The organism is Siminovitchia fortis (genome assembly GCF_007681465.1).
GTDB lineage: Bacteria > Bacillota > Bacilli > Bacillales > Bacillaceae_C > Siminovitchia > Siminovitchia fortis.
In genome coordinates, this window is the sequence record NZ_VEKZ01000175.1 from 1 (window position 1) to 459 (window position 459).

A 459-nucleotide genomic window follows, 5' to 3' on the forward strand; every position below is an offset into this window, starting at 1 on the left:
ATGAATAGAATGGTTTATACATGACCTGCCTCCTCTTCCTGAGAAGCCTCGGAGACGGCGAACGGCGATTGCCCCCGTTTGACATGGGCGTTATCATTCATGGAGACCGGAACGGCCTCGGCTGCTTGCTTGCCGTCTTCAAACACATATACTTTATGCTCGTCCATTCTGATTTCAATTTTTTGCCCGATATATTGGGAAGGGACCTCATATAGTTTTTTCTCCAGTGTAATGGTCCCATCCAGCTTCACTTTTCGCTCCGCCCGCCTCAAGAAGATCGAGTCTAACAAGGAAAGGTCTTCCAGGAAGGTCACATGATCCAATTGGGACAGGAATACTTCGTGCGGTGTTTTCCCGTCTAGTGAAGCGTGCGGCTTCCGGTGATAGTCCTCCTCAAGCCACTGCCAGAAACGCTCATTCAGCTCCTCCAAAGAATGAACAGGATCATTTTTTAACAGG

General features: G+C 48.8%; 1 protein-coding gene. It reads right to left on the bottom strand.

Going from position 1 to position 459, the window contains the following annotated elements; genetic code table 11:
• Nucleotides 1-14 precede the first annotated feature (14 nt).
• Nucleotides 15-459, bottom strand: a 445-nt coding sequence (locus tag FS666_RS19475) for a Mu transposase domain-containing protein (protein ID WP_186364540.1), incomplete at its 5' end; no start/stop codon positions are given.